Raw genomic sequence first — 24529 nt, 5'->3', positions numbered from 1 at the left:
TTTCGTACACATCTGATTTCACTGTGAGCTGGAATGAACTTATAATGCGCTTCCAGTACTCTAATATTCTCAACCCAATGGCCTGCCAGGCACAAAATCTCGCTTAACATGAATATGAAATTGAAAACATTATTCGCAGCGGCCTTCGCTGTTGTCGGCTTTTGCAGTACCGCCTCTGCGGTAACTTATCCTCTGCCAACCGACGGGAGTCGCCTGGTTGGTCAGAATCAGGTGATCACCATTCCTGAAGGTAACACTCAGCCGCTGGAGTATTTTGCCGCCGAGTACCAGATGGGACTTTCCAATATGATGGAAGCGAACCCGGGTGTGGATACCTTCCTGCCGAAAGGCGGTACTGTACTGAACATTCCGCAGCAGCTGATCCTGCCGGATACCGTTCATGAAGGCATCGTCATTAACAGTGCAGAGATGCGTCTGTATTACTATCCGAAAGGGACCAACACCGTTATCGTGCTGCCGATCGGCATTGGTCAGTTAGGCAAAGACACGCCTATCAACTGGACCACCAAAGTTGAGCGTAAAAAAGCAGGCCCGACCTGGACGCCGACCGCTAAAATGCACGCAGAGTACCGCGCTGCGGGCGAACCGCTTCCGGCGGTCGTTCCGGCTGGTCCGGATAACCCGATGGGGCTGTATGCACTCTACATCGGTCGCCTGTACGCTATCCATGGCACCAACGCCAACTTCGGTATCGGCCTGCGTGTAAGTCATGGTTGTGTGCGTCTGCGTAACGAAGACATCAAATTCCTGTTCGAGAAAGTACCGGTCGGTACCCGCGTACAGTTTATTGATGAGCCGGTAAAAGCGACCACCGAGCCAGACGGCAGCCGTTATATTGAAGTCCATAACCCGCTGTCTACCACCGAAGCCCAGTTTGAAGGTCAGGAAATTGTGCCAATTACCCTGACGAAGAGCGTGCAGACAGTGACCGGTCAGCCAGATGTTGACCAGGTTGTTCTGGATGAAGCGATCAAAAATCGTTCCGGGATGCCGGTTCGTCTGAATTAATCTTCAAAACGTAAAGCAAAGGCGGACTCATAATCCGCCTTTTTAATTTGACAGACCTTATCCCGCCGGGATCATAACCAACAAAACATATCCCACCAGCGCCGCCCACAACAGCATCGGTATCGAATAAAGATGAAAACGCCACCAGATACGGCGATCGTTCGCCATCCGTAACGCAATCAAATTTGCCAGCGATCCGGGTAATAAACCAAAGCCACCTACGTTTACCGCCCATGCCAGTAATAAAGACGGTGGCACATAATTGAGCAGCAAAATGGTACTCGGCACGTTACTGATCACCTGCGATAAACCGATCGCCGTTAGCCATAATCCGGGTTCGGATAAATGACTCACGTTACTTAACACCCCCTGCAAAACTGGCAGTTGGGTTAGTAAATGGACGTCGATAAACATCGCCATAAACACCAGCAGCAGCGTCCAGTCCACACTGAGCACCACGCGACGCGCCAGCAGCGCAAAGCCCGCCGCCACAATCACCAGTCCCCACAGCTCTTGTTTTAACTCCAGCGCCGTCAGAAAGACGATATACAGCCCCAGACAACTCCACACCAGCCGCGGTTTCCACTCCGGCGTTTGCCCTCCTGTATGGTACTGCAGCGCCTTTCCAGGGAAACAACACCAGCACAACAGCAGGAGTGTCAGCATCATTGCGCCAGCCAGCGGTGCCATTTGGGCAATAAATCCGGCAAACGAAAGACCAGAACGTCCCCAGATAAGAATATTTTGTGGGTTGCCAATTGGCGTCAGTAGCGAACCAGCATTGACTGCCAGCGCCTCAAAAATAATCAGCCGATTAACCGGGATCTCACACAGTCTTTTTAGCGTGATAGTCAGCGGAACAACTATAAACAGCGCGACATCGTTGGTCAGAAAGGTAGAAAGCAGCGCCGCCGCCAGTACCATAAACATCGCCAGCCGACGCTCCGTAGCAAAACGGCGCACCATTTTGCGCCCCAGCACATCAAAATAACCGCTTAACTCGACACCTTTAGTCAGCAGCATCAGGCCGCTTAAGGTGATGATGGTGTGCCAGTCGATAGCAGCAGGCCAGGATTTCGGTGCAAAGGGAACGAAAAAACTTAATCCGATGCCAACAAGAATTAATAACTGAAAAAAACGATCGCCTTGCAGCGTGCGTAAAAAAGGCAGGCTCATTTGGCACCGTGTTTCTGGGTAAACAAACGAAAGGCATCCAGCGTCTCTTCACTAACATGGTGCTCCATACCTTCCGCGTCGCGACGGGCGATTTCCGGACTGACGCCCAACACCAACAAGAAATTTTCGACTATCTGATGTCGCTCGCGGCTTTCCTGCGCCAGCTTCTCTCCTTCTGCCGTTAAAAACACGCCACGCCAGGGGATCATTTCAATCAGCCCCATGGTTGCCAGTCGCTTAAGCATTTTAGCCACCGTCGGTTGCGAAACCCCCAGACGAGCAGCCATGTCTACCTGACGAGCTTCCCCCACTTCCCTGATCAAGTCAGAAATCAGCTCAACATAATCATCAATAAGCTCGCGCCGATGCGCCTCTCTGACCTGGCGGAACCCTTCAACGTGCTCTTCCACGTTCACTAACTGCGTCACTTTTTTTGCTGTTGGCGTACCTGCGCGACGACTCATTATGCTTCCTCATTATGGTGACGCATACATAGCGTTCTCATTTCGTGCGCACATTGTAAACCAGAGTTGCGAAGGTACAAAAAATTAACGTTTTAGCAATAGCTATATAATATAGCCTGTGCTATATCTGTATGTAATGCAATCATCCCTCAAGGATCGATGGGATTAGCAAGTCAGGAGGTCTTATGAATGAGTTCAAGAGGTGTATGCGCGTGTTTAGTCATTCTCCCTTTAAAGTACGGTTAATGCTGCTCTCTATGTTGTGCGATATGGTCAACAACAAACCGCAGCAGGATAAACCTTCCGATAAATAGCGGCGTCGCGGTACGCCGCTTCACTCCTGCTTTTATGCAGGCACAACGCGTTTTGGTCTGAAAAACCCCACTTTTTGTCGGATTTGCAATCCCCTTCGCAAAAGATTTGTTCGTCGGTAGTTGACCTGAACAGCAGCTCGCTCTATCTTCTTGCAGCCCTGCGTATATTGCGGCTCGCGGATGCGGACCCCTTTCCCCTCTTCACGCACTCTTGCAGGTATTGACCCTTGACGCCAGGGTAAGCACATGGCGTTTGTTACGATAGTGGCATATGAATTTAACCCTCAAAGAATCGCTTGTTACCCGTAGCCGGGTATTTAGCCCGTGGACTGCGTTCTACTTTTTACAGTCGCTATTAATTAACCTCGGCTTAGGTTACCCCTTCAGTTTGCTCTACACCGCTGCGTTTACGGCTATTTTGCTTTTGCTATGGCGAACATTGCCTCGCGTACAAAAAGTTCTGGTCGGTATCAGTTCGCTGGTGGCGGCTTGTTATTTCCCTTTTGCTCAGGCCTACGGCGCGCCTAACTTCAATACATTGCTGGCATTGCACTCCACCAATATGGAAGAGTCGACCGAAATCCTGACGATTTTTCCGTGGTACAGCTACCTGGTCGGCATATTTATTTTTGCGCTCGGCGTAATAGCAATCAGGCGAAAAAAAGAGAGTGAAAAAGCGCGCTGGAATACCTTCGACAGCCTGTGCCTGGTATTCAGTGTGGCGACATTTTTTGTTGCTCCCGTGCAAAACCTGGCCTGGGGCGGCGTATTTAAACTGAAAGATACTGGCTATCCGGTATTTCGTTTTGCTAAGGATGTCATCGTCAATAATAACGAGGTGATTGAAGAGCAAGAACGGATGGCAAAACTTTCCGGAATGAAAGATACCTGGACGGTCACTGCCGTTAAGCCGAAGTATCAGACCTATGTGGTGGTGATCGGAGAAAGCGCGCGTCGCGATGCCCTCGGTGCCTTTGGCGGTCACTGGGACAATACCCCGTTTGCCAGCAGCGTTAACGGTTTGATATTTGCTGACTACATTGCCGCCAGTGGCTCCACGCAGAAATCGCTTGGCTTAACGCTCAATCGCGTTGTCGATGGCAAACCACAGTTTCAGGATAACTTTGTCACCCTGGCAAATCGCGCGGGCTTCCAGACCTGGTGGTTTTCCAACCAGGGTCAAATCGGCGAATACGATACCGCCATCGCCAGCATCGCCAAACGAGCAGATGAAGTGTACTTCCTGAAAGAAGGTAATTTTGAAGCAGATAAAAACACGAAAGACGAAGCGTTACTGGATATGACCGCTCAAGTGCTGGCGCAAGAGCACTCGCAACCGCAGCTGATTGTTCTACATCTGATGGGCTCGCATCCGCAGGCCTGCGACCGGACACAAGGAAAATACGAAACCTTTGTGCAATCGAAAGAAACGTCGTGCTATCTCTATACCATGACGCAAACAGACGATTTACTGCGCAAGCTGTACGATCAGTTACGCAACAGCGGCAGCAGCTTCTCGCTGGTTTACTTTTCTGACCACGGTCTGGCCTTTAAAGAGCGCGGCAAAGACGTGCAATACCTTGCTCATGATGATAAGTATCAGCAAAATTTCCAGGTGCCTTTTATGGTCATTTCCAGCGACGATAAAGCGCATCGGGTGATTAAAGCCCGCCGCTCGGCCAATGACTTCTTAGGCTTTTTCTCGCAGTGGACGGGAATTAAAGCGAAGGAAATAAATATCAAATACCCGTTTATATCTGAAAAGAAAGCCGGGCCGATATACATCACCAACTTCCAGTTACAGAAGGTGGATTACAACCATCTCGGAACCGATATTTTCGACCCGAAACCTTAAAACAAAAAAATCCGCCCCGAGAGGCGGATTTTTATATCACCGAAGTGATTAGAAGCGGTAACCAACACCGGCAATCCAGGTGCCTACGTCAACGCTACGAATACGGCTCTGCTCGTAAGAGAAGTCCAGAGCAACGTTTTCCATCGGGTTGAACTGCAGACCAGCACCGTAGGAGAAACCGTAGTCGCTGGTGTCGTGTTTGTAGGTCGGGTATTCAGTGGTCTGGAATTTACCATAACCCACACCCACTACACCGTAGATGCTTGCCCAGTCGTTAATGCGGTAAGCCGGACCAGCAGTGATGCCGTAGTACTGGTTTTTGTTGTAGTCACCAGAGCTTGCAGTACGGCTTTTCTCGGTGTAAGTGAAAGAACCGATCACACCCAGCGGGCTGTTGTCTTCTTCATAGCGGTATTTCAGGTTGAAACCGCCCATTTTGTTCATTTGGCCCTGAGCGTCGCTCTGTGCGTAACCGCCAGTTACAGTAGAAGTCGCAGCTACGGAAGTACCTGCGGTGAAAGCCAGAACTGCGGCCAGTGCTGAAAGACATGCAATTTTTTTCATAACCACCTCAAATGTGATTCAAATAAGTCCTAAGTTTTAAATATATCAAAAATTAATGGGAAACTCTTCGCGATTTATGATGTCTAACGGGCCATTTCATGTAACAGAACGTTTCCATACACCGCTATCCATCTAAATTTAAATCACTTTTTCAGAGAACTGCGTAAGTATTACGCATATTTTCCCTGTCATTCATCCAGATTATTCCTAATCACCAGACTAATGATTCCATCAATCCTGGCGCATTTTAGTCAAAACGGGGGAAAATTTTTTCAACAAATGCTCAACCAGCATTGGGTATATCCAGTACACTCCACGCTTTACTTAGGTTTAGATATTTGTGGGAGAAAGGATGCCTGGTTCATTACGTAAAATGCCGGTCTGGTTACCAATAGTCATATTGCTCGTTGCCATGGCGTCTATTCAGGGTGGAGCCTCGTTAGCTAAGTCACTTTTTCCTCTGGTGGGCGCACCGGGTGTCACTGCGCTGCGTCTGGCATTAGGCACGCTGATCCTCATCGCGTTCTTTAAGCCATGGCGACTGCGCTTTGCCAAAGAGCAACGATTACCGCTGTTGTTTTACGGCGTTTCGCTGGGTGGAATGAATTATCTTTTTTATCTTTCTATTCAGACGGTACCGCTGGGTATTGCGGTGGCGCTGGAGTTCACCGGACCACTGGCGGTGGCACTGTTCTCTTCTCGTCGCCCGGTAGATTTCGTCTGGGTTGTGCTGGCGGTTCTTGGTCTGTGGTTCCTGCTACCGCTGGGGCAAGACGTTTCCCATGTCGATTTAACCGGCTGTGCGCTGGCACTGGGGGCCGGGGCTTGTTGGGCTATTTACATTTTAAGTGGGCAACGCGCAGGAGCGGAACATGGCCCTGCGACGGTGGCAATTGGTTCGTTGATTGCAGCGTTAATTTTCGTCCCAATTGGAGCGCTTCAGGCTGGTGAAGCACTCTGGCACTGGTCGGTTATTCCATTGGGGCTGGCTGTCGCTATTCTCTCGACCGCTCTGCCTTATTCGCTGGAAATGATTGCCCTCACCCGTTTGCCAACACGCACATTTGGTACGCTAATGAGCATGGAACCGGCTCTGGCTGCCGTTTCCGGGATGATTTTCCTCGGAGAAACACTGACCCCCATACAGCTGCTGGCGCTCGGCGCTATCATCGCCGCTTCAATGGGTTCTACGCTGACAGTACGCAAAGAGAGCAAAATAAAAGAATTAGACATAAATTAAATTTACATTTCTGCATGGTTATGCATAACCATGCAGATTTTCTCGCTACTTTTCCTCTACACCGTCTTTATATATCGAATTATGCAAAAGCATATTTATTCCGAAAATTCCTGGCGAGCAAATAAATAAGAATTGTTCTTATTAATATATCTAACTCATTGATTTTTTTATTGTTTTTGTTTTTCACGCTTGTTACCACTATTAGTGTGATAGGAACAGCCAGAATAGCGGAACACATAGCTGGTGCTATACTTAGTCTCGTTAATTACTGGGACATAACATCAAGAGGATATGAAATTATGAGTACCGCTAAATTAGTTAAATCAAAAGCGACCAATCTGCTTTATACCCGCAACGATGTCTCTGACAGCGAGAAAAAAGCAACAGTAGAGTTGCTGAATCGCCAGGTTATCCAGTTTATTGATCTTTCTTTGATTACCAAACAAGCGCACTGGAACATGCGCGGCGCTAACTTCATTGCCGTACATGAAATGCTGGATGGCTTCCGCACTGCACTGATCGATCATCTGGATACCATGGCAGAACGTGCAGTGCAGCTGGGCGGTGTAGCTCTGGGGACCACTCAAGTTATCAACAGCAAAACTCCGCTGAAAAGTTACCCGCTGGACATCCACAACGTTCAGGATCACCTGAAAGAGCTGGCTGACCGTTACGCAATCGTCGCTAATGACGTACGCAAAGCGATTGGCGAAGCGAAAGATGACGACACCGCAGATATCCTGACCGCCGCGTCTCGCGACCTGGATAAATTCCTGTGGTTTATCGAGTCTAACATCGAATAAATCCATCGCTGATGGTGCAGAACTTTAGTACACGATAAAAGCGGCTTCCTGACAGGAGGCCGTTTTGTTTTGTAGCCCGCCTCAACGCACTTATTTAGTGCATCCATCTGCTATCCCCAGCTGGTTAAGTAAATTTTTTGTATCCACATCATCACACAATCGTTACATAAAGATTGTTTTTTCATCAGGTTTTACGCTAAATAATCACTGTGTTGAGTGCACAATTTTAGCGCACCAGTTTGGTGCCCCAGAATGGTGCATCTTCAGGGTATTGCCCTATAAATCGTGCATCACGTTTTTGCCGCATCTCGAAAAATCAATGAGTTGCAAAACTGGCACGATTTTTTCATATATGTGAATGTCACGCAGGGGATCGTCCCGTGGATAGAAAAAAGGAAATGCTATGAAGTCTGTATTAAAAGTTTCACTGGCTGCACTGACCCTGGCTTTTGCGGTTTCTTCTCATGCCGCGGATAAAAAATTAGTTGTCGCGACGGATACCGCCTTCGTTCCGTTTGAATTTAAACAGGGCGATAAATACGTGGGCTTTGACGTTGATCTGTGGGCTGCCATCGCTAAAGAACTGAAGCTGGATTACGAACTGAAGCCGATGGATTTCAGTGGGATCATTCCGGCACTGCAAACCAAAAACGTCGATCTGGCGCTGGCGGGCATTACCATCACCGACGAGCGTAAAAAAGCGATCGATTTCTCTGACGGCTACTACAAAAGCGGCCTGTTAGTGATGGTGAAAGCTAACAATAACGATGTGAAAAGCGTGAAAGATCTCGACGGGAAAGTGGTTGCTGTGAAGAGCGGCACTGGCTCCGTTGATTACGCGAAAGCAAACATCAAAACTAAAGATCTGCGTCAGTTCCCGAACATCGATAACGCCTATATGGAACTGGGCACCAACCGCGCAGACGCCGTTCTGCACGATACGCCAAACATTCTGTACTTCATCAAAACCGCCGGTAACGGTCAGTTCAAAGCGGTAGGTGACTCTCTGGAAGCACAGCAATACGGTATTGCGTTCCCGAAAGGTAGCGACGAGCTGCGTGACAAAGTCAACGGCGCGTTGAAAACCCTGCGCGAGAACGGAACTTACAACGAAATCTACAAAAAATGGTTCGGTACTGAACCGAAATAATAACGCTGCGCCTGTAAAGCGCACTGGCAGTTCCCTCTCCCCGCCGGGGAGAGGATTAGGGTGAAGGGCGCAAACCCGCTCCGGGGCCATTAATTACCCTGAATTTGATTATTTACACCACGGTAACAGGAACAACATATGCAGTTTGACTGGAGTGCCATCTGGCCTGCCATTCCGCTTCTGATTGAAGGTGCCAAAATGACCCTGTGGATTTCGGTCCTCGGTCTGGCTGGCGGTCTGGTGATCGGATTGTTGGCAGGTTTTGCACGCACCTTCGGTGGTTGGATAGCCAACCACGTCGCGCTGGTCTTTATTGAAGTGATCCGCGGCACACCTATCGTCGTCCAGGTGATGTTTATCTATTTCGCCCTGCCGATGGCGTTTAACGATTTACGCATCGACCCGTTTACTGCGGCGGTGGTCACCATCATGATCAACTCCGGCGCGTACATTGCGGAAATCACGCGTGGTGCGGTGCTGTCTATTCACAAAGGTTTTCGTGAAGCAGGACTGGCGCTCGGTCTTTCACGTTGGGAAACCATTCGCTACGTCATTTTACCGCTGGCACTGCGTCGTATGCTGCCGCCGCTGGGTAACCAGTGGATCATCAGCATTAAAGACACTTCGCTGTTTATTGTTATCGGCGTGGCGGAACTGACCCGTCAGGGGCAAGAAATTATTGCCGGTAACTTCCGCGCCCTTGAGATCTGGAGCGCCGTGGCGGTGTTCTATCTGATTATTACCCTGGTGCTGAGCTTTATTCTGCGTCGTCTGGAAAGAAGGATGAAAATCCTGTGATTGAATTTAAAAACGTCTCCAAGCATTTTGGTCCAACCCAGGTGCTGCACAATATCGATTTGAACATTGCTCAGGGCGAAGTCGTGGTGATTATCGGGCCGTCCGGTTCCGGTAAATCGACCCTGCTGCGCTGCATCAACAAACTGGAAGAAATCACCTCCGGCGATCTGATTGTCGATGGCCTGAAGGTTAACGATCCGAAAGTTGATGAGCGCCTGATTCGCCAGGAAGCGGGTATGGTGTTCCAGCAGTTTTACCTCTTCCCGCATCTGACGGCGCTGGAAAACGTCATGTTTGGCCCGCTACGCGTGCGTGGCGCGAATAAAGAAGAGGCGGAAAAACTGGCGCGTGAGCTGCTGGCGAAAGTCGGTCTGGCAGAGCGTGCACATCACTACCCTTCCGAACTTTCTGGTGGTCAACAGCAGCGTGTGGCGATTGCCCGCGCGCTGGCGGTGAAGCCGAAAATGATGCTGTTTGATGAACCGACTTCCGCTCTTGACCCGGAACTGCGCCATGAAGTGCTGAAGGTTATGCAGGATCTGGCTGAAGAAGGGATGACGATGGTGATCGTGACCCACGAAATCGGTTTTGCCGAGAAAGTAGCTTCGCGCCTGATCTTTATCGACAAAGGCCGGATTGCAGAAGATGGCGATCCGCAGGTGTTGATCAAGAACCCGCCGAGCCAGCGCTTGCAGGAATTTTTGCAGCACGTCTCTTAACTTCTCTGCCTCCCTTTCCCCCGAAAGGGAGGCACACCAGATTCCTCTCATTTAAAATTGCCTCTCCCCCAGCATCTATACTTATCTTTTTGCTCTGTTTTCTCACTGGAGGAGTCATGCGGTGGATCCTGTTCATCCTCTTCTGCCTGCTGGGCGCACCTGCCCACGCGGTATCCATACCCGGCGTTACAACCACAACGACAACGGACTCAACGACTGAACCGGCCCCGGAACCGGATATCGAACAAAAAAAAGCGGCCTATGGCGCACTGGCGGATGTGCTGGATAATGACACCTCGCGTAAAGAGTTGATCGACCAGTTGCGCACCGTCGCCGCGACGCCCCCTGCGGAACCGGTACCGAAGATCGTGCCGCCGACGCTGGTTGAAGAGCAAACCGTGCTGCAAAAGGTCACCGAAGTCAGCCGCCATTATGGTGAAGCCCTTTCCGCCCGCTTCGGGCAACTTTATCGCAATATCACCGGCTCCCCGCATAAGCCGTTTAATCCACAAACCTTCAGCAATGCGCTGACCCACTTTTCAATGTTAGCGGTATTAGTGTTTGGTTTTTACTGGCTGATTCGTCTGTGCGCACTGCCGCTGTATTGCAAAATGGGCCAGTGGGCGCGGCAAAAAAATCGTGAGCGCAGTAACTGGTTGCAGCTTCCGGCGATGATCATCGGGGCGTTTATTATCGACCTGCTGTTACTGGCACTGACATTATTTGTCGGCCAGGTATTAAGCGACAACCTGAATGCGGGCAGTCGCACCATCGCTTTCCAACAAAGTTTGTTTCTCAACGCCTTTGCCCTGATTGAATTTTTCAAAACCGTACTACGCCTGATTTTTTGCCCAAACGTAGCTGAACTGCGCCCGTTCACGATTCATGACGAGACCGCCCGTTACTGGAGTCGTCGCCTGAGCTGGTTAAGCAGCCTGATTGGCTATGGTCTGATTGTGGCTGTGCCGATTATCTCTAATCAGGTGAATGTACAGATAGGTGCGCTGGCGAACGTCATCATTATGCTGTGCATGACCGTCTGGGCGTTGTACCTGATTTTTCGTAATAAAAAAGAGATCACCCAGCATTTGCTCAACTTTGCGGAGCATTCGCTGGCCTTTTTCAGCCTGTTTATCCGCGCCTTTGCACTGGTGTGGCACTGGCTGGCAAGCGCCTATTTTATCGTGCTGTTTTTCTTTTCGTTGTTCGATCCGGGCAACAGCCTGAAATTTATGATGGGTGCAACGGTGCGCAGCCTGGCGATTATTGGTATCGCAGCATTTGTTTCCGGTATGTTTTCCCGCTGGCTGGCGAAAACCATCACCCTCTCGCCACATACTCAGCGAAATTATCCGGAGCTGCAAAAACGGCTGAATGGATGGCTTTCGGCGGCACTGAAAACAGCGCGTATTCTGACAGTCTGCGTGGCGGTAATGCTGCTGTTGAGCGCATGGGGATTGTTCGATTTCTGGAACTGGCTGCAAAACGGTGCGGGGCAGAAAACCGTAGATATCCTGATCCGTATCGCACTCATTCTTTTCTTCTCGGCGGTTGGCTGGACGGTGCTCGCCAGTTTGATAGAAAACCGGCTGGCTTCGGATATTCATGGCCGCCCGCTACCCAGCGCCCGTACGCGTACCCTGCTAACGCTGTTCCGTAACGCGCTGGCGGTGATTATCAGTACCATCACCATCATGATTGTGTTGTCGGAAATCGGCGTCAATATCGCGCCATTGCTGGCAGGTGCCGGTGCATTGGGACTGGCTATCTCTTTTGGTTCGCAAACGCTGGTGAAAGATATTATCACCGGGGTATTTATTCAGTTTGAAAACGGCATGAACACTGGAGATTTGGTGACTATCGGGCCGTTGACCGGCACTGTGGAACGGATGTCAATTCGCTCCGTGGGCGTGCGCCAGGATACCGGGGCGTATCACATCATTCCGTGGTCTTCGATAACCACCTTTGCTAACTTCGTCCGCGGTATTGGTTCGGTAGTGGCAAACTACGATGTTGATCGCCATGAAGATGCTGATAAAGCCAATCAGGCACTGAAAGATGCGGTAGCAGAATTGATGGAAAACGAAGAAATTCGCGGGCTGGTTATTGGTGAACCGAATTTTGCCGGGATTGTCGGCTTAAGCAATACCGCGTTTACACTGCGTGTTTCGTTCACCACGCTGCCACTCAAACAGTGGACGGTACGCTTTGCCCTCGACAGCCAGGTGAAAAAACATTTCGACCTGGCGGGTGTTCGCGCGCCGGTGCAGACTTATCAGGTGCTGCCAGCTCCGGGCGCGGCCCCGGCTGAACCGTTGCCGCCGGGGGAGCCAACGCTTTAACGCTGGCGATTGACAAAACGGCGGCGCTGCTCGTCGTTCATAAAGGTCCAGGCTATAAAGCGGCTCTGCTTTTGCCCCTGGGCCATCTCTTTTTTTACCACCTTCACCGCACCTACGTCCGTCAAAGCACGATACAACGGCGGTAAGTTTTCACCACGAGATACCAGCGAGGTAAACCACATCACCTGCTTCGCGAAGCCTTTGCTCTCTTCAATCATCTTTTTGATAAAAGCGACCTCACCGCCTTCACACCACAACTCCTGTTGCTGACCACCAAAGTTCAGTGCATCGTCTTTGTTCAGCCCCAGGTTACGGCGTTTACGTTCACTACCTGCCCGTGCCGCAGCGGCGGAATCGTGGAATGGCGGGTTACACAAGGTCGCATCGTATTGCTCGTTTTTATGGATGATGCCGTTAAAAATCGCCCCACTCTCTTTTTGCCGACGCAGACGAATGGCGCGGTTAAGCCCCGGATTAGCACTGATGATCGCCTGCGCACTGCTTAACGCCTGGCTGCTGGTTTCACTACCGGTAAAACGCCAGCCATATTCATGTACGCCAATCAGCGGATAAATACAGTTCGCACCAACGCCGATATCCAGAATGCTGGCATTAGCTGGAATTGTTCCGCTTGCTTCGGCCAGTAAATCGGCAAGGTGATGAATATAATCCGCCCGGCCCGGTACTGGTGGGCAGAGAAAACCGTCCGGGATATCCCAGTTCGCTACGGCGTAAAAATGGGCCAGCAACGCCTTATTGAGCGCCTTCACCGCCAGCGGATTGGCAAAGTCTACGCTTTGCTCCCCGGCGGGTGTAAGCGTGAGGAATTGCCTGAGTTCAGGATTGACCTGACAAAGCGTGGCGAGATCGTAGCGGCTGTGATGACGGTTGCGCGGATGCAACCCCGGTTTCTGGGCGGACATAGCATTCTCCTTTAAGCAGCGGCGTAAGATACCCGCATAACGCGACAGGGTAAATATCTGGCTGCGTTTATCATTTCTAAAAACCTTCACATGGCTATGGTTTATGGCAATTCACCATAAAAAACATCATCATGCATGTCATTGATTTGTCTTATTTTGTAAAAACACATCGTTCAAAAAATAAGCGCATCTCTGTCAATTTTTTGCGTCATTTTCATCGCGCAGGCGACCTACACTTATCTGGCACTACCCGTTGTATTTATGAGGATGTCATTATGAAAAAGTGCCTCACACTACTGATTGCCACCGTCCTGAGCGGAATCTCTCTCACGGCTTATGCCGCGCAACCGATGAGTAACCTGGACAGTGGTCAACTACGGCCCGCCGGTACCGTTTCGGCAACTGGCGCATCAAACCTAAGCGATCTGGAGGATAAACTGGCAGAAAAAGCGCGCGAACAAGGCGCGAAAGGTTATGTCATTAATTCCGCAGGCGGAAATGACCAGATGTTCGGTACTGCAATCATCTACAAATAACCCCACCAACGTAACTGCATTCGCCTCTGGATGCAGTTTTCGTCCAATTTGTAAGCAAAAAACATCAAATATGAACGCAATGTAAATAAATGTATTTCTTTTTCGCGCAATGGGTGATAGAAAATCGCGCCAAGTGATAATGCTTATCAATATTATTATCACTTGCACGTACGCTATCACGGGATTAACAGTGGCATCGCATCCGCAGAGATGCTTTCTCGTGACAGTGAAAATTTCACCATATAAGAAAAAGTCACCTGCAAAATGGAAAACAATCGCAATTTCCCTGCCAGACAATTTCATTCGCTCACGTTCTTTGCCGGTCTTTGTATTGGTATTACGCCTGTGGCACAGGCACTCGCTGCCGAAGGGCAAGCTAACGCGGATGACACGCTGGTTGTCGAAGCATCAACGCCTTCGCTTTATGCGCCACAAAAATCTGCCGATCCGAAATTCTCGCGTCCGGTAGCGGATACTACCCGCACGATGACAGTGATTTCTGAACAAGTGATTAAAGATCAGGGTGCAACCAACCTTACCGACGCGCTCAAAAACGTCCCCGGCGTGGGTGCGTTTTTTGCGGGTGAGAACGGTAACTCCACCACTGGCGACGCCATTTATATGCGCGGTGCCGATACCTCTAACAGTATTTATATCGATGGCATTCGCGATATCGGCAGCGTCTCGCGCGACACCTTCAATACCGAGCAGGTCGAAGTAATTAAAGGGCCGTCCGGCACCGACTACGGGCGCAGCGCACCGACAGGCTCGATCAATATGATCAGCAAACAGCCGCGCAATGATTCCGGCATTGACGCCTCCGCCAGTATTGGCAGCGCCTGGTTCCGCCGCGGCACGCTGGACGTCAATCAGGTCATTGGTGATACCACTGCGGTGCGCCTGAATGTAATGGGCGAAAAAACGCACGATGCCGGACGCGACAAAGTCAAAAATGAGCGTTACGGCGTCGCCCCTTCTGTCGCTTTTGGCCTTGGTACAGCGAATCGTTTGTATCTTAATTATCTGCATGTCACCCAGCACAACACGCCAGACGGCGGCATTCCGACCATCGGTTTACCGGGTTTTTCTGCCCCATCTGCGGGAACAGCGGCCCTGAATCATTCCGGAAAAGTTGATACGCATAACTTTTACGGCACGGATTCCGATTACGACGATTCGACCACCGACACCGCTACCATGCGTTTTGAGCACGACATCAACGATAACACCACCATTCGCAACACTACGCGTTGGTCGCGCGTAAAGCAGGATTACCTGATGACGGCGATTATGGGTGGAGCGTCGAATATTACCCAGCCCACCAGCGATGTGAATAGCTGGACGTGGTCACGCACGGCGAATACCAAAGATGTGAGTAACAAAATTCTCACCAACCAGACCAACCTGACCTCGACGTTCTATACCGGCGCTATCGGTCATGATGTCAGTACCGGCGTGGAATTTACCCGCGAAACACAGACTAACTATGGCGTTAATCCGGTGACGTTACCGACGGTAAATATTTATCATCCTGACAGCAGCATTCATCCCGGCGGCCTGACGCGCAACGGCGCAAACGCCAATGGTCAGACGGATACCTTCGCAATTTATGCCTTCGATACGCTGCAAATCACCCGTGATTTTGAGCTGAACGGTGGGATCCGTCTGGATAATTATCATACTGAATATGACAGTGCCACCGCCTGCGGCGGCAGCGGGCGCGGTGCCATCACCTGCCCTGCTGGCGTGGCAAAAGGTTCTCCGGTAACCACCGTCGACACCGCCAAGTCGGGCAATCTGGTGAACTGGAAAGCCGGGGCGCTGTATCACCTGACGGAAAACGGCAATGTTTATATTAACTATGCCGTTTCCCAGCAGCCGCCGGGCGGCAACAACTTCGCCCTTGCGCAGTCTGGCAGCGGTAACAGTGCCAACCGCACCGATTTTAAACCGCAAAAAGCCAACACCAGCGAGATTGGCACCAAATGGCAGGTTCTGGATAAACGCCTGCTACTTACCGCCGCGCTGTTCCGTACTGATATTGAAAATGAAGTTGAGCAAAATGATGATGGGACTTATTCGCAATATGGTAAGAAACGTGTCGAAGGCTATGAGATATCCGTGGCCGGGAATATCACCCCCGCGTGGCAGATGATTGGCGGCTATACCCAGCAAAAAGCAACTATCAAAAACGGCAAAGATGTTGCCCAGGATGGTTCCTCATCGCTGCCGTATACCCCGGAACACGCCTTCACCTTATGGAGCCAGTATCAGGCAACCGATGATATTTCTGTTGGTGCGGGCGCACGGTATATCGGCAGTATGCATAAAGGTTCAGACGGCGCGGTGGGAACGCCAGCATTTACCGAAGGTTATTGGGTCGCCGACGCCAAACTGGGGTATCGGGTTAATCGCAATCTCGACTTCCAGCTAAACGTCTACAACCTGTTTGATACCGATTACGTCGCCTCAATCAATAAGAGCGGCTACCGTTATCACCCGGGCGAGCCAAGAACCTTCTTGCTCACAGCCAATATGCATTTCTGATTCAGATGTGGGGCGCAGGCCCCACTTTTTGGAGAACTTGTATGATGTACCACATTCCCGGCGTGTTATCGCCACAGGACGTCGCCCGTTTTCGCGAACACCTGGAACAAGCCGAATGGGTGGATGGACGCGTCACCACCGGCGCACAAGGTGCGCAAGTTAAGAACAATCAACAAGTAGACACCCGCAGCGCCCTGTACGCCGCCCTGCAAAATGAGGTGCTGAACGCGGTTAACCAACATGCTTTGTTCTTTGCCGCGGCCTTGCCGCGTACCCTTTCCACGCCGCTGTTTAATCGCTATCAGAACAATGAAACCTATGGTTTTCATGTGGATGGCGCAGTACGCAGCCATCCACAAAACGGCTGGATGCGCACTGACCTTTCTGCCACGCTGTTTTTAAGCGATCCAGAAAGCTACGACGGCGGCGAACTGGTCGTTAATGACACCTTCGGGCAACATCGGGTAAAACTCCCGGCAGGCGATCTGGTGTTGTATCCCTCCAGCAGCCTGCATTGCGTGACACCCGTAACCCGCGGCGTGCGAGTGGCATCATTTATGTGGATCCAGTCGATGATCCGCGATGATAAAAAGCGCGCCATGCTGTTTGAACTGGACAACAATATTCAGTCGCTGAAAAGCCACTACGGCGAAAGTGAAGAGATCCTGTCGCTGCTCAATCTTTATCATAATCTGCTGCGGGAATGGTCGGAGATCTGACGCTTGAACTGCCCGAGTTCGTCCCTATATTAGCTACACTTAACTGTACAAGCATTGATATGGGGAGGACGATATGGCATCCGGTTGGGCTAATGATGACGCCGTCAACGAACAGATCAACAGTACAATTGAAGATGCGATTGCCCGCGCTCGGGGTGAAATTCCGCGTGGCGAAAGCCTGTATGAATGTGAAGAGTGCGGTGCCCCTATCCCGCAGGCCCGTCGGGAAGCCATTCCTGGCGTGCGCTTATGCATTCATTGTCAGCAGGAGAAAGATTTACAAAAACCAGCTTATACAGGATATAATCGCAGAGGTTCGAAAGACAGCCAGTTACGTTAACTACAACTGGCGGGATGTATAGCGAATATAATTTGTATTTTGCGTGGCATTCCGTGCCTTTAACGCTACCGTGACTGCCACGCGGTATAAAACAAGTCCATAAGTACAACAAATAAATGGTTTATCAGTATGTTAGATATCAATCAATTTATTTGAACAAGGTGGTCAATTCTCTTCGATTTTATCTCTCGTAAAAAAACGTGATACTCATCACATCGACGAAACAACGTCACTTATACAAAAATCACCTGCGAGAGATTAATTATGAAAACTATCAATACTGTTGTTGCTGCTATGGCTCTTTCAACTCTGTCATTTGGCGTGTTCGCGGCGGAACCGGTAACGGCATCCCAGGCACAGAACATGAATAAAATCGGCGTGGTTTCTGCCGATGGCGCATCCACCCTCGATGCCCTGGAAGCGAAACTGGCTGAGAAAGCCGCGGCGGCCGGTGCCAGTGGATACAGCATCACTTCTGCCACCAACAACAATAAATTAAGCGGTACTGCGGTAATTTATAAGTAATTCGTAAGCTGGATCAGGCGTTTACGCTACGTTCAGCACAAGTATTTCCCTGTCTGTTTGCCGACAGACGCATATGCTCTAACCCTCATGATCCTATGTTACCCTTGTTTGCCCGTCCGCCACTGGACGGGCTTTTTTTAGCTGGCTAGCTGCTGACAGAAAGCCTGCAACGTCTCTTCCGGCATACCAATCTGCCGCGCCGCATCACAAATGGCCTGCCAGCTTCCCGCATCCAGTGGAATCCCCTGCTCCTGCCGTTCGCGACGCGTGTTCACTTCCCACTCGCCCGGTAGCAAAATCGGCTTATCGTCATCATGCGGCGAGGCTTTCACCCACTCGGCAAAGGCTTCGGTCTGCGCACTACAATCCGGCGCGCCGAACAGTTCCGGGTTGATAATGATAGTGGTCATGCAGTTAAGAATGGCATCGGGACTGGTTTGTAACGTTTCCTGATGCGTCGTTTTACCGCCAGAAAGCGCCCCGCCAAGAATTTCACACATCGCTGCAAGGGCGTAGCCTTTATGTTCGGCAAAGGTCAACAGCGAACCCAACGGCGACTCCTGCATTACCGCCGGATTTGTCGTCGGCACGCCGTTAACGTCAATCAGGCAACCTGGCGGCACGGGGACGCCTTTATGCCAGGCGACGCGGGTTTTGCCAAATGCAATGGCGCTGGTGGCGTAATCGAGCAACAGCGGGAAATTATCTTTACGAGGGAAAACCACACAGAACGGATTGGTGCCAAAGCGGCTGTCGCGACCGTGGAACGGCGCGACCATTGGAATACCGACCACGCTAACAAAGTGGATAGAGACAAACCCCGCCGCTGCACACTGCTCCGCCCAGTAACCGATACGGCCGATATGATGCGAGTTATGTAGCGCCACGGCGGCAATGCCGTGCTGATGCGCTTTCTCAATCCCCAGCGCCATCGCTTCGTGTGCCGCGACCTGACCAAATGCGCGATCGCCATCGAGCGTGACCGCCGCCCCCGCTTCTTTAACGACTTTGGCATGATGGTTAATTTGCAGATGCCCCTGACTCCAGGAGCGCACATAGCTTGGGATCATGCCAATACCATGTGAATCATGCCCTGCCAGGTTTGCCGCGATCAAATGATCGGCGACTAATTTCGCTTCCTGTTCCTCACTACCCATCTGACGAAATACAGCCTGAATAAAACTGTGCAGCGTCTGAGCATCAAAGCGATGGCCACTTTCCATGGTTAACTCCTGTTTATGTTATGTGTTTGTTGTTTTTTATGCTGCACGCCGGGCGCGGGAAGGTCAATAAAGATGCAGGAATTTCATATTGCGGTGGGGTAAAAGCCGGATGACATGGCTCATCCGGCTGAGATAAAAATTAAAATGCCTGATTAACGCGCGCCAGGCCGTCGCTGATAGTTGCCGCTTCACCCGTAGCCATCAGGCAGCAAGCCATCTGGATTTTCAGCGATTCGGGAATCGGTTCGCTGCCAGCCAGGCAACGCTCAATCCACTGCGCCGTGGTTTCCGGATCTTTTGCTTGTGGCAGTAACTCGCTACCAGCAGTGTCCTGTTTTTCATACAGTACCCGCATCCCTTCACGGTCAATGAGATTGATCTGCGGGCAGCGCTGCGGATTAGCATACACTTCACCTTCAGTACCATGCATAAGTAGCGCCCGCCCGCCGATATCGCTAAAGAACTTCGCGACGCGTCCAATGTATTCCGGATGCGAAACGCTGGAAAGACGCAGTGCCTCACCTTCGGCAAATGGCGTCGCCAGTTTCGCCAGGGTATGTGCACTGTTACGCACGCCCATCCGCCAGCGCATCGCCAGTTGTTTTTCCAGCGGCGGGCAAAACGCGCCGACAGGCATAAAGACAGGTTGATGTTCGTCGAGCTTCGCCTGCGCCTGCCCGCCGTGCAACGTTGGCGTAATACCCATCAGTTCGAAAATGGTTTCGGTCAGCACGCGGGTTGGATCTTCGCTAACCCCGTGAACCACCACAGGAAAACCGAGTTTGTGCAGCAGAATCGCCAGCAACGGCGTCAGGTTGGCCTGTTTACGCGCGCCGTTGTAACTGGGGATGACAATCGGCATCGGCTTGCCTGCAGGCGGCGTCAGCTTGATGGTGTGATTTTGCATGGCTTCGTAAAAGCCGAGCATCTCTGCTTCCCCTTCCCCTTTGATACGTAGCGCAATCAATACGCCGCCCAACTCAAGGTCAGGGACTTCACCATTGAGCATATGGGCATACAGACCGCGCGCAGTATCCCGGTCTAAATCGCGCGCGTGGTTTTTCCCGCGCCCGATCTCTTTAATGATTTTGCGATAGTCCATTTACGACTCCTTACCTGACTCACATCATTAACGCCGCCGACGGCGTGGGGATTTCGTTTTTTCTTTCTTTTTAACTATACCTTCAGGGACTTCCGGTTGCTCTATCGGAAATACCGGTAATGCATCCAGTAGTCGCTTGCCATAATTTTTTGTCAGCAAGCGTTTGTCGTAGATAACCACTTCCCCCCAGCAACCGTGGCTTCGAATCAGTCGCCCAACCTGCTGAATCAGGTTAAACGAAGCGCTCGGCAGGCTTTGCACCTCAAACGGATAGCGGTTAAGGCTTTTCAGCCATTCACCTTCGGTGATCACCACCGGACTGTCGATGGGCGGAAAAGCGATTTTGTGGATATGCACCTGGCTGAGCAGAGCGCCTTTCAGATCAAGACCTTCGGCAAAGGACTGTAAGCCCACCAGCACGCTACGCTCACCGTTGGCAACGCGTTTGCGGTGCAGTTCAACTAAGCGATAACGTGGCTGATCGCCCTGCACCAGCAACATCAGGCGTAAATCCGTCACATAGTCGAGAAAGCGCTGCATCGCACGCCCGCTGGCAAACAGCACCAACATACCGAGATGTTTTTTGCTCTCCACCTGCTCACGGAAAAAGGCCGCCATTTCAGCAATGTGCTGTTCTTCGTTGTCGATGGAAGGCTCAACGCGCATCCGGGGAATAACAATTTTGCCCTGTTCGCAGTGGTTAAAGGGCGAATCCAGCGCCACAAAGCGGTCACCCGCTTTCTCTTTCAGCCCACTCATCTCCTGCAAACGCGAAAAACTGTTCAGCGAACGCAAGGTTGCGGAGGTAACAATAATGTGCGGAATACTGCGCCACAGCAGCCTTTCCAGTTGGTCGCTAACACGAATACCCACACAGTGAAACCACAGATGTAGCTGCCCTTCGCGCTCTTCCCGCGTCGCCCATTTGGTCACCGGCGCACCGGAAGATTGCGCCAGAGACGCCAGCCGCCAGAGTTTGCTTTGCGCCTCGAACATCCCCAACGCGCGGTTCATCTGCAAAATCAACCGATGCAGGCGTACAATGTCATGGCTGCCGGTTTTCTCACTTAAATCGTTAAGAAATAACTCCGCCAGACCACGCAGCATCTCGGTGAGTTTTGCCAGCCGCTGGCAGATCTCCAGCACTTCATCAGGCAGTTCGCCCATCGCAAAACGGTGCTCTGCCTCCTGCCCGGCAGGCATGTAGAGATTGAGAATGTTGTTTAACGAGGCGATAAGCTCATACAGCTCTTCACAATGCGCATTCAAACGTTCAGGGATCGCCAGCGGTGGGATGGTCTTCGGGCGAAACTGCTCCATGCAGGTGGCGACCAGTTTGGTGAACAGGTCCAGTTGGAGCCGGTACCAGGGCGCAGTGATTTCGGCGCTCATCTCCAGCGCATCCCGCGCCACATCCGGCAGGTGATGACCTTCGTCCAGCACCAGCAGTAAATTTTTCGGGTCAGGCAATACCGCTTCGCTTTCCATTGCCGCCATCACCAGCGCATGGTTTGCCACCACCACTTCCGCTTCCTGAATTTCCCGACGAGCGACAAAAAACGGGCATTCGCGATAGTAGTAACAGTTGCGGTTGAGGCAGCTGGCTTTGTCGGTACTCAAACGACGCCAGAGATCATCATCTATAGCGATATCAGTATGATCGCGCAGGCCATCCCATTTATAAGTGTCGAGATCGCCCTTCAGCTTCGCACAACGTTTTTGCTCTTCCTGATTGTTCGGCGTCAGTTCGTCGTCAAGAAACGCCAGCAGATCCTGTTGCGTGGGCTCAGTGCTGGCGAGCGCTGTCAGATTACGCGGGCAAACGTAGCGCCCACGCCCAAAAGCGGCAGTGAATTTAAGATCGGGAATGATCTTTTTCAGCAGCGGTAAATCTTTGCTGTAGATCTGATCCTGCAATGCCACGTTGGCGGTACTTACCACCAGCGTTTTTTGCTCTTCGCGGGCAATGGCGATGCCGGGGATCAAATAGGAGAGCGTTTTCCCAACGCCGGTAGGAGCTTCAATCGCCAGATGCCGCCCTTCTTCTCCGGCCAGCGTTTTGGCGACGTCCGCAATCATCTGCCGCTGCGGCGCACGGGGAATAAAGTCGGGGATCTGTTCCTGAAGCGCCTTATACCAGGCGGCAATTTGCGCTTTAAGCGCGGCGGTTAATGCCATGAGAAAACCTGAAATACTGTATAAACAGCCAATATTGTGGCATTTTTCGGTTTTCAGGGGTAATGGTTTTTCTGTTTCTGGAAAGCGGCTCGCAATAACCAGCAGGATGATGCGTAAAGCGCTTCGCGCTAAATTCGAACAACATGCAGAACTGCGTACACTCTTGCTGGCAACCGCGTCCGCAAAACTGGTTGAGCATACGCAAAATGATGCTTACTGGGGAGATGGCGGTAATGGTCAGGGCAAGAATCGCCTGGGGTACCTTTTAATGGCGTTGCGCGGACAATTGGCTGCGGAGAAGTAACGCATCGGGTGGCTTGTGGGCGTTAAAACAGAGAAATCTTTTTGCCGCGCTCGCAAATGGCTGACAAGTGCTTGTTGTGAAATGCCGGATGCGGCGCGAGCGCCTTATCCGGCCTACAAAAACATGCACATTCAATATATTGCAGAGTTCACGTAGGCCTGATAAGCGTAGCGTATCAGGCAGTTTTGTGTTTGTCATCAGTCTCATGCCGGGCATAGCCCGGCATAAAAGATTACTGCGCAGCGGCAGGTTTACGCGGACGGCGGCGACGTTGTTGTTCGCCTGCCGGTTTGGCATCGCCGAGACGACGAGACGGTTTTTCTGCGGGCTTCGCGTTACCAGACTTCGCACCACTTTCCGCACGGCGTGGTTGCTGTTGACCGCGACCACCGCCCTGTCCACGACCGCCGCCACGTTGCTGGCGACCGTTTTGGATCGGTTCGGCTTTGATTGACGGGTCCGGCTCATAGCCCAGAATCGCAATGCGCGGGATCTCTTTTTTCAGCAGTTTTTCGATATCACGCAGCAGTTTGTGTTCATCAACACACACCAGCGACAATGCTTCGCCAGTTGCCGCCGCACGGCCAGTACGCCCGATACGGTGAACATAATCTTCCGGTACGTTTGGTAACTCATAGTTGACGACGTGCGGCAACTCTTCGATATCCAGACCACGCGCAGCGATGTCAGTTGCCACCAGTACACGAATATCGCCCGATTTAAAATCGGCCAGCGCACGAGTACGCGCACCTTGCGATTTATTACCGTGGATCGCCGCACTACGGATGCCATCTTTATTAAGCTGTTCAGCCAGATGGTTAGCGCCATGTTTGGTACGGGTAAACACCAGCACCTGCTGCCAGTTCCCTTTCCCAATCATATGCGACAGCAATTCGCGTTTGCGTTTCTTATCGACAAAGTGAACGTGCTGGGTCACCTGATCAGACGCAGTATTGCGGCGTGCCACTTCGATTTCCAGCGGGTTGTGCAACAGTTTTTCCGCCAGGGCTTTAATATCGTCAGAGAAGGTCGCGGAGAACAACAGGTTCTGGCGCTTCGCTGGCAGTTTTGTTAACACGCGACGGATATCGTGGATAAAGCCCATGTCGAGCATGCGGTCAGCTTCATCAAGGACGAGGATTTCAACCTGATCCAGCTTCACTGCATTTTGATGTTCCAGGTCCAGCAGACGTCCCGGCGTTGCCACCAGCACATCAACGCCGCCGCGCAGCTTCATCATCTGCGGGTTAATGCTGACACCGCCAAACACCACCAGCGAACGAATGTTCAGGTATTTGCTGTAATCACGGACGTTTTCGCCAATCTGCGCCGCCAGTTCACGGGTCGGGGTAAGAATGAGCGCACGCACCGGACGACGCCCTTTGGCGTGCGGCTGGCGAGTGATCAGGTGTTGCAACAGCGGCAGCGTAAAGCCCGCTGTTTTACCTGTACCGGTCTGGGCGCTGGCCATCAGGTCGCGGCCTTCCAGCACCGCAGGGATCGCCTGCTGCTGAATAGGGGTGGGTTCACGGTAACCCTGCTCGGCAACGGCGCGCAGGATATCAGGGCTTAAACCCAAAGAATCGAAAGACATAACTACTCCGAACCGCCCCGACCGTTACCGGTGTAGTTTTCAGGGAGATACTGAAAAGGAAAATGACAAAAACCACAATGTCAT

24 protein-coding genes and 1 pseudogene are annotated in these 24529 nt (G+C 51.5%); 15 read left to right on the top strand and 10 right to left on the bottom strand.

Translation table 11 applies throughout. The features are described from left to right. The first annotated feature begins 108 nt into the window (after positions 1-108). Positions 109-1029, top strand: a complete 921-nt coding sequence (gene ldtB, locus ACJHX4_RS03035) for a L,D-transpeptidase (RefSeq protein WP_001056384.1) — start codon at positions 109-111, stop codon at positions 1027-1029. A gap of 57 nt (positions 1030-1086) precedes the next feature. Here the strand turns inward: ldtB and ACJHX4_RS03030 are convergent, their stop codons facing one another. Then, the gene (locus ACJHX4_RS03030; protein ID WP_000056426.1) at positions 1087-2205 is read right to left on the bottom strand and encodes an anion transporter; all 1119 of its coding nucleotides are present in this window, start codon (positions 2203-2205) and stop codon (positions 1087-1089) included. Then, positions 2202-2669: a manganese-binding transcriptional regulator MntR gene (gene mntR, locus ACJHX4_RS03025; RefSeq protein WP_000091016.1), complete on the bottom strand. Its 468-nt coding sequence runs from the start codon at positions 2667-2669 to the stop codon at positions 2202-2204. Before mntR ends, ACJHX4_RS03030 begins: the two co-directional genes overlap by 4 nt. 185 nt (positions 2670-2854) lie before the next feature. Here mntR and mntS point away from each other — a divergent pair, with 185 nt between their 5' ends. Further along, on the top strand, positions 2855-2983 hold the full coding sequence (gene mntS, locus ACJHX4_RS03020; RefSeq protein ID WP_001001761.1) for a manganase accumulation protein MntS: 129 nt from the start codon (positions 2855-2857) through the stop codon (positions 2981-2983). A gap of 271 nt (positions 2984-3254) precedes the next feature. Further along, the gene (opgE, locus tag ACJHX4_RS03015; RefSeq protein ID WP_001054655.1) at positions 3255-4838 is read left to right on the top strand and encodes a phosphoethanolamine transferase; all 1584 of its coding nucleotides are present in this window, start codon (positions 3255-3257) and stop codon (positions 4836-4838) included. A gap of 48 nt (positions 4839-4886) precedes the next feature. Here the strand turns inward: opgE and ompX are convergent, their stop codons facing one another. Both ompX and ACJHX4_RS03005 read right to left on the bottom strand, forming a co-directional pair. Further along, positions 4887-5402, bottom strand: coding sequence for an outer membrane protein OmpX (gene ompX / locus ACJHX4_RS03010; RefSeq protein WP_001295296.1), 516 nt, complete (start codon positions 5400-5402; stop codon positions 4887-4889). Between the two features lie 52 nt (positions 5403-5454). After that, positions 5455-5520, bottom strand: a complete 66-nt coding sequence (locus tag ACJHX4_RS03005) for a protein YliM (RefSeq protein ID WP_120795379.1) — start codon at positions 5518-5520, stop codon at positions 5455-5457. A gap of 234 nt (positions 5521-5754) precedes the next feature. Between ACJHX4_RS03005 and rhtA the strand changes: the two genes are divergently transcribed. From rhtA to ybiO, 6 genes are all read left to right on the top strand, one after another. Next, positions 5755-6642 carry a threonine/homoserine exporter RhtA gene (gene rhtA, locus ACJHX4_RS03000; protein ID WP_001295297.1) on the top strand — a complete coding sequence of 296 codons (888 nt, stop codon included), beginning with the start codon at positions 5755-5757 and terminating at the stop codon, positions 6640-6642. 299 nt (positions 6643-6941) lie between these two features. Continuing rightward, positions 6942-7445 carry a DNA starvation/stationary phase protection protein Dps gene (gene dps / locus ACJHX4_RS02995; RefSeq protein WP_000100800.1) on the top strand — a complete coding sequence of 168 codons (504 nt, stop codon included), beginning with the start codon at positions 6942-6944 and terminating at the stop codon, positions 7443-7445. A gap of 403 nt (positions 7446-7848) precedes the next feature. Continuing rightward, positions 7849-8595 (top strand): glutamine ABC transporter substrate-binding protein GlnH, encoded by a 747-nt coding sequence (gene glnH / locus ACJHX4_RS02990; protein WP_000843866.1) that lies wholly within the window; start codon positions 7849-7851, stop codon positions 8593-8595. Positions 8596-8733: 138 nt separating this feature from the next. Further along, a complete protein-coding gene (gene glnP / locus ACJHX4_RS02985) occupies positions 8734-9393 on the top strand; it encodes a glutamine ABC transporter permease GlnP (RefSeq protein ID WP_001159065.1) in 660 nt (219 codons plus the stop codon). Then, complete coding sequence (gene glnQ, locus ACJHX4_RS02980; RefSeq protein ID WP_000569080.1) at positions 9390-10112, top strand: glutamine ABC transporter ATP-binding protein GlnQ; 723 nt, start codon at positions 9390-9392, stop codon at positions 10110-10112. The genes glnP and glnQ overlap by 4 nt, the downstream gene beginning before the upstream one ends. Before the next feature lie 116 nt (positions 10113-10228). Further along, on the top strand, positions 10229-12454 hold the full coding sequence (gene ybiO / locus ACJHX4_RS02975; protein WP_001267223.1) for a mechanosensitive channel protein: 2226 nt from the start codon (positions 10229-10231) through the stop codon (positions 12452-12454). Here the strand turns inward: ybiO and rlmF are convergent. Further along, positions 12451-13377, bottom strand: coding sequence for a 23S rRNA (adenine(1618)-N(6))-methyltransferase RlmF (gene rlmF, locus ACJHX4_RS02970; RefSeq protein WP_001275941.1), 927 nt, complete (start codon positions 13375-13377; stop codon positions 12451-12453). The genes ybiO and rlmF overlap by 4 nt on opposite strands. A gap of 275 nt (positions 13378-13652) precedes the next feature. On the opposite strand from rlmF, the gene mcbA reads away from it, so the two are divergent. The 5 genes from mcbA (at position 13653) to ybiJ (ending at position 18044) form a co-directional block, all read left to right on the top strand. Then, positions 13653-13913, top strand: coding sequence for a DUF1471 family periplasmic protein McbA (gene mcbA / locus ACJHX4_RS02965; protein ID WP_000710618.1), 261 nt, complete (start codon positions 13653-13655; stop codon positions 13911-13913). Positions 13914-14177: 264 nt separating this feature from the next. Beyond that, on the top strand, positions 14178-16460 hold the full coding sequence (locus tag ACJHX4_RS02960) for a catecholate siderophore receptor Fiu (RefSeq protein WP_000429985.1): 2283 nt from the start codon (positions 14178-14180) through the stop codon (positions 16458-16460). A gap of 41 nt (positions 16461-16501) precedes the next feature. Continuing rightward, the gene (gene ybiX, locus ACJHX4_RS02955; RefSeq protein WP_000990158.1) at positions 16502-17179 is read left to right on the top strand and encodes a PKHD-type hydroxylase YbiX; all 678 of its coding nucleotides are present in this window, start codon (positions 16502-16504) and stop codon (positions 17177-17179) included. A gap of 73 nt (positions 17180-17252) precedes the next feature. Then, positions 17253-17519, top strand: coding sequence for a C4-type zinc finger protein YbiI (gene ybiI / locus ACJHX4_RS02950; protein ID WP_000146357.1), 267 nt, complete (start codon positions 17253-17255; stop codon positions 17517-17519). A gap of 264 nt (positions 17520-17783) precedes the next feature. Next, complete coding sequence (gene ybiJ, locus ACJHX4_RS02945; protein ID WP_000849301.1) at positions 17784-18044, top strand: DUF1471 family protein YbiJ; 261 nt, start codon at positions 17784-17786, stop codon at positions 18042-18044. Positions 18045-18057: 13 nt separating this feature from the next. Here ybiJ and ybiE read toward each other — a convergent pair whose 3' ends face one another. From ybiE to dinG, 4 genes are all read right to left on the bottom strand, one after another. Continuing rightward, positions 18058-18117: a hypothetical protein gene (gene ybiE, locus ACJHX4_RS02940; protein WP_212734104.1), complete on the bottom strand. Its 60-nt coding sequence runs from the start codon at positions 18115-18117 to the stop codon at positions 18058-18060. Between the two features lie 64 nt (positions 18118-18181). Next, a complete protein-coding gene (gene hcxB, locus ACJHX4_RS02935) occupies positions 18182-19267 on the bottom strand; it encodes a hydroxycarboxylate dehydrogenase HcXB (protein ID WP_000443542.1) in 1086 nt (361 codons plus the stop codon). 139 nt (positions 19268-19406) lie between these two features. Next, the gene (gene ybiB / locus ACJHX4_RS02930) at positions 19407-20369 is read right to left on the bottom strand and encodes a DNA-binding protein YbiB (protein ID WP_000386550.1); all 963 of its coding nucleotides are present in this window, start codon (positions 20367-20369) and stop codon (positions 19407-19409) included. A gap of 27 nt (positions 20370-20396) precedes the next feature. Then, positions 20397-22547, bottom strand: coding sequence for an ATP-dependent DNA helicase DinG (gene dinG, locus ACJHX4_RS02925; protein ID WP_001218657.1), 2151 nt, complete (start codon positions 22545-22547; stop codon positions 20397-20399). A gap of 106 nt (positions 22548-22653) precedes the next feature. Here dinG and ACJHX4_RS02920 point away from each other — a divergent pair. Beyond that, positions 22654-22851 (top strand): annotated as a pseudogene (locus tag ACJHX4_RS02920) (NADAR family protein); the annotation flags it as partial. 232 nt (positions 22852-23083) lie between these two features. Here the strand turns inward: ACJHX4_RS02920 and rhlE are convergent. Beyond that, positions 23084-24445 carry an ATP-dependent RNA helicase RhlE gene (rhlE, locus tag ACJHX4_RS02915; protein ID WP_000007091.1) on the bottom strand — a complete coding sequence of 454 codons (1362 nt, stop codon included), beginning with the start codon at positions 24443-24445 and terminating at the stop codon, positions 23084-23086. Between the last annotated feature and the right edge of the window lie 84 nt (positions 24446-24529).

The sequence above is a fragment of the Escherichia sp. WS2035 genome (assembly GCF_046487065.1).
Taxonomy (GTDB): domain Bacteria; phylum Pseudomonadota; class Gammaproteobacteria; order Enterobacterales; family Enterobacteriaceae; genus Escherichia; species Escherichia coli.
The sequence above is the reverse complement of the archived record's forward strand: the minus strand, read 5'-3'. Positions and strand labels throughout refer to the sequence as shown.

Excerpts from the sequence above, each read along its gene's own strand:
- ldtB (WP_001056384.1), top strand. The coding sequence starts at position 109 with ATGAATATGAAATTGAAAACATTATTCGCAGCGGCCTTCGCTGTTGTC.
- ACJHX4_RS03030 (WP_000056426.1), bottom strand. The coding sequence starts at position 2,205 with ATGAGCCTGCCTTTTTTACGCACGCTGCAAGGCGATCGTTTTTTTCAG.
- mntR (WP_000091016.1), bottom strand. The coding sequence starts at position 2,669 with ATGAGTCGTCGCGCAGGTACGCCAACAGCAAAAAAAGTGACGCAGTTA.
- mntS (WP_001001761.1), top strand. The coding sequence starts at position 2,855 with ATGAATGAGTTCAAGAGGTGTATGCGCGTGTTTAGTCATTCTCCCTTT.
- opgE (WP_001054655.1), top strand. The coding sequence starts at position 3,255 with ATGAATTTAACCCTCAAAGAATCGCTTGTTACCCGTAGCCGGGTATTT.
- ompX (WP_001295296.1), bottom strand. The coding sequence starts at position 5,402 with ATGAAAAAAATTGCATGTCTTTCAGCACTGGCCGCAGTTCTGGCTTTC.
- rhtA (WP_001295297.1), top strand. The coding sequence starts at position 5,755 with ATGCCTGGTTCATTACGTAAAATGCCGGTCTGGTTACCAATAGTCATA.
- dps (WP_000100800.1), top strand. The coding sequence starts at position 6,942 with ATGAGTACCGCTAAATTAGTTAAATCAAAAGCGACCAATCTGCTTTAT.
- glnH (WP_000843866.1), top strand. The coding sequence starts at position 7,849 with ATGAAGTCTGTATTAAAAGTTTCACTGGCTGCACTGACCCTGGCTTTT.
- glnP (WP_001159065.1), top strand. The coding sequence starts at position 8,734 with ATGCAGTTTGACTGGAGTGCCATCTGGCCTGCCATTCCGCTTCTGATT.
- ybiO (WP_001267223.1), top strand. The coding sequence starts at position 10,229 with ATGCGGTGGATCCTGTTCATCCTCTTCTGCCTGCTGGGCGCACCTGCC.
- rlmF (WP_001275941.1), bottom strand. The coding sequence starts at position 13,377 with ATGTCCGCCCAGAAACCGGGGTTGCATCCGCGCAACCGTCATCACAGC.
- mcbA (WP_000710618.1), top strand. The coding sequence starts at position 13,653 with ATGAAAAAGTGCCTCACACTACTGATTGCCACCGTCCTGAGCGGAATC.
- ACJHX4_RS02960 (WP_000429985.1), top strand. The coding sequence starts at position 14,178 with ATGGAAAACAATCGCAATTTCCCTGCCAGACAATTTCATTCGCTCACG.
- ybiX (WP_000990158.1), top strand. The coding sequence starts at position 16,502 with ATGATGTACCACATTCCCGGCGTGTTATCGCCACAGGACGTCGCCCGT.
- ybiI (WP_000146357.1), top strand. The coding sequence starts at position 17,253 with ATGGCATCCGGTTGGGCTAATGATGACGCCGTCAACGAACAGATCAAC.
- ybiJ (WP_000849301.1), top strand. The coding sequence starts at position 17,784 with ATGAAAACTATCAATACTGTTGTTGCTGCTATGGCTCTTTCAACTCTG.
- hcxB (WP_000443542.1), bottom strand. The coding sequence starts at position 19,267 with ATGGAAAGTGGCCATCGCTTTGATGCTCAGACGCTGCACAGTTTTATT.
- ybiB (WP_000386550.1), bottom strand. The coding sequence starts at position 20,369 with ATGGACTATCGCAAAATCATTAAAGAGATCGGGCGCGGGAAAAACCAC.
- dinG (WP_001218657.1), bottom strand. The coding sequence starts at position 22,547 with ATGGCATTAACCGCCGCGCTTAAAGCGCAAATTGCCGCCTGGTATAAG.
- rhlE (WP_000007091.1), bottom strand. The coding sequence starts at position 24,445 with ATGTCTTTCGATTCTTTGGGTTTAAGCCCTGATATCCTGCGCGCCGTT.